The 2,818-nt window shown below is 72.2% G+C and carries 3 protein-coding genes; 2 read left to right on the top strand and 1 reads right to left on the bottom strand.

Annotation, left to right across the window (positions count from 1 at the left end; translation table 11 throughout):
- Window positions 1-32 precede the first annotated feature (32 nt).
- Window positions 33-692 (bottom strand): TetR/AcrR family transcriptional regulator, encoded by a 660-nt coding sequence (locus tag G6022_RS12895; protein WP_179524796.1) that lies wholly within the window; start codon window positions 690-692, stop codon window positions 33-35.
- A 159-nt stretch (window positions 693-851) separates the two neighbouring features.
- Here G6022_RS12895 and G6022_RS12890 point away from each other — a divergent pair, with 159 nt between their 5' ends.
- Both G6022_RS12890 and moeB read left to right on the top strand, forming a co-directional pair.
- Complete coding sequence (locus tag G6022_RS12890; protein WP_182638700.1) at window positions 852-1,895, top strand: DUF3152 domain-containing protein; 1,044 nt, start codon at window positions 852-854, stop codon at window positions 1,893-1,895.
- On the top strand, window positions 1,892-2,818 hold a 927-nt coding region (moeB, locus tag G6022_RS12885), incomplete at its 3' end, for a molybdopterin-synthase adenylyltransferase MoeB (protein ID WP_347238180.1). The genes G6022_RS12890 and moeB, both read left to right, overlap by 4 nt.

Below are 2,818 nucleotides of genomic sequence, written 5' to 3'. Positions count from 1 at the left end.
GCGGCCAAGATCACAGCTTGTTCAGCAGTCTCCTAGGCGTCCGGGGCGGGCCGGTCCCCGCCCTGACGAGGGATCTTCGACAGTCCGCCCCAGCACAGGGTGACGGTCGTGGAGACGGCGTCGGCGCGGGAGATCGGTCGGCCCGCGTCGAGCCAGTGGCCGGCGCTGACCCGGCTCGCACCCACGAGGCCCACCGCGAGCAGACGCGACCGGTGCGCGTCGAGCCCGGAATCGCCCCTGACCAGGTCGTGTACGGCGTCGATGCAGCCGTCGGTGGCGCGGTCGAGCTCGCGCCGGACCTCCTCGTCGCCGGACTCGGAGGTGAACACCAGCCGGAAGCCGCGGGTGTCGGAATCGGCGTACGCGAAGAACGTGTCGACCGCCGCCTCGACGCGACGCCGGTTGTCCGAGGTCGAGTCCAGCGCCGCCCGGATGCGGCCGAGGAGCTCGTCCACGTGATGCCGCAGCACCTCGATGTACAGGTCGCGCTTGGAATCGAAGTGCTGGTACAGCACCGGTTTGGAGACCCCGGCCAGGACGGCGATGTCGTCCATCCCGGAGGCGTGGAAACCCTGGTCCACGAACACGGTCCCCGCCGCGTCGAGGAGCTGGCGTCGTCGGGCTCCTCGGGGCAGCCGGGTCGCCCTGGCGCGCCCCGGAGCCGTCGGGGACGGTCCGCCCGGGCTTGTCATCGTCTGGCTCCTGTCCTCCCGGGCGTCGGGTCGACGGTCGACCGGGCCAGACGGACAATACCCGTACGGGCGGAGTGCCGGAGAAGGCGACCACCTCGGGATGTGGGATCGTGGAGACCTTGACTCGAGCCTGACCGGAGCGGACGTGGAGGTGTGCGGATGAGCGACGGCCGTCGCCGGACGTCGGACGGTGTCGACGCCGGGTCCACCTCGCGGGCTGACGCTCCGGCACACCGCGGGGACCGCTCTCCGTACTACCCTCCCCGCGGTGAGCCGCTGCGGGCCCCGTGGGACCCGGCGGAGGAGACGACCCCCGGTCGTCGTCGCTCGGTCCCCGGCGCCAGGGACCACCTGCGCAAGCAGAGCCCCGTCGGTCGGTTCTTCACCACGTGGGGCTGGCGGGCGTACGCGATCCCGGTGCTGGTCGTCCTGACGGCACTCGTGATAGCCGACTCCGTGACGGGTACCGGGGCGGGCGACGGCGCGGCCGTCGGCGAGGCGGAGGAGACGCCGGCGCTCATGGGGGAGCCACCCCGGGGTGAGGTGCCCCCGAGCGGGGAGCTGCCGGACGGTGGACCGTTCGCCGAGGCCGGCGAGGGTCGGTTCCGGATCGTGCCCGGGGGCACGGACCGTGTCGGGCGTCCCGACGCCGAGCAGTTCACCTACACCGTCGAGGTCGAGGAGGGCGTCGACACGACGGACTTCGGTGGCGACGACTCGGTGGCCCGGATGGTGGATGCGACGTTGGCCAATCCCAAGAGCTGGACGGCGGACGGGGCCGTGGCGTTCCGGCGCACGGCCCGGGACGAGCCCGCGTTCCGGGTGACACTCGCCAGTCCCCTCACGGTCCGCGAGAACTGCGGATACGAGATCGAGCTCGAGACCAGCTGCTACAACCCGTCCACCGAGAGGGTCTACCTCAACCTGGCCCGGTGGATCCGGGGTGCGCGGTCCTTCCAGGGGGACATCGGGTCCTACCGCCAGTACCTCGTCAACCACGAGGTCGGCCACGCGATCGGCTACCCGGATCACGAGCCGTGCCCCGCGGACGGAGCGCTCGCGCCGATCATGATGCAACAGACCCTCGGGGTCGCCAACAACGAGATCTTCCTGCTCGACAACGAGGGTGTGGTCCCGGACAACGACGACACCTGCCTGTACAACGCATGGCCGTTCCCCGACGGCCCGCCGGTGGCCCGGTGAACCCCGTGACCGGCGGGGTGTCCGGGGCGCTCCCACCGCTCGTGGATCCGGTGCCGCAGCTCTCGGCGGAGGAGCGCGCGCGCTACTCCCGGCATCTCCTTCTCGGGGCCATCGGTGACGAGGGGCAGCGTCGCCTGCGCGCCGCGTCGGTGTTCGTGGTGGGCGCGGGGGGACTGGGCGCGCCGGTCCTGATGTACCTCGCCGCGGCGGGTGTCGGGCGGATCACCGTGATCGACGACGACGAGGTGGACCTCGGCAACCTGCAACGGCAGGTGATCCACTCCGTACCGGCCATCGGCCGCCCGAAGGTCGAGTCGGCCCGGGATCGACTGGCCGAGTTGGCACCCGGGGTCAGGGTCGAGGCGGTCCACGCCCGTCTCGACGCGGTGAACATCGACGCCCTCCTCGAGGGTCACGACCTGGTGATGGACGGAAGCGACAACTTCGCCACCCGGTACCTCGTCTCCGACGCCTGCGAGATCGCCGGGATCCCGGTCGTCTGGGGGACCATCGACCGCTTCCGGGCCCAGCTCGCCGTCTTCTGGTCGCGCCCGCCCGCGCCCGTCGACCCCGTCACCCTCCGCGACCTCTACCCGGGCCCGCCGCCGCCCGGTTCCGTTCCGAGCTGCGCCGAGGCCGGCGTCGTGGGCGCACTGTGCGGAACGGTCGGGTCGATGATGGTGATGGAGGCGGTCAAGCTGATCACCGGGGCCGGCCGGCCACTGCTCGGCCGGCTCGTGTTGATGGACCTCCTCGAGACCACCCACCGGACCGTGACCATCCGGCCGGACCCGTCCCGTGCCCCGGTGACGTCCCTGCCGGAGGGCACCGACGAGACCTGCGCGGTCCGACCGGCCGACCTGGACGACGTCCCCACCGTCTCGGCCGCGGACCTCGCCGCGGAACTGGCGGACGCGGGATCG

Origin of the sequence: Dietzia sp. Cai40 (assembly GCF_014145165.1) — a bacterium.
In the GTDB taxonomy this organism is placed as follows: Bacteria; Actinomycetota; Actinomycetes; order Mycobacteriales; family Mycobacteriaceae; genus Dietzia; species Dietzia natronolimnaea.
Note: the sequence above shows the minus strand (reverse complement) of the source record. Positions and strands in the feature narration are given on the sequence as shown.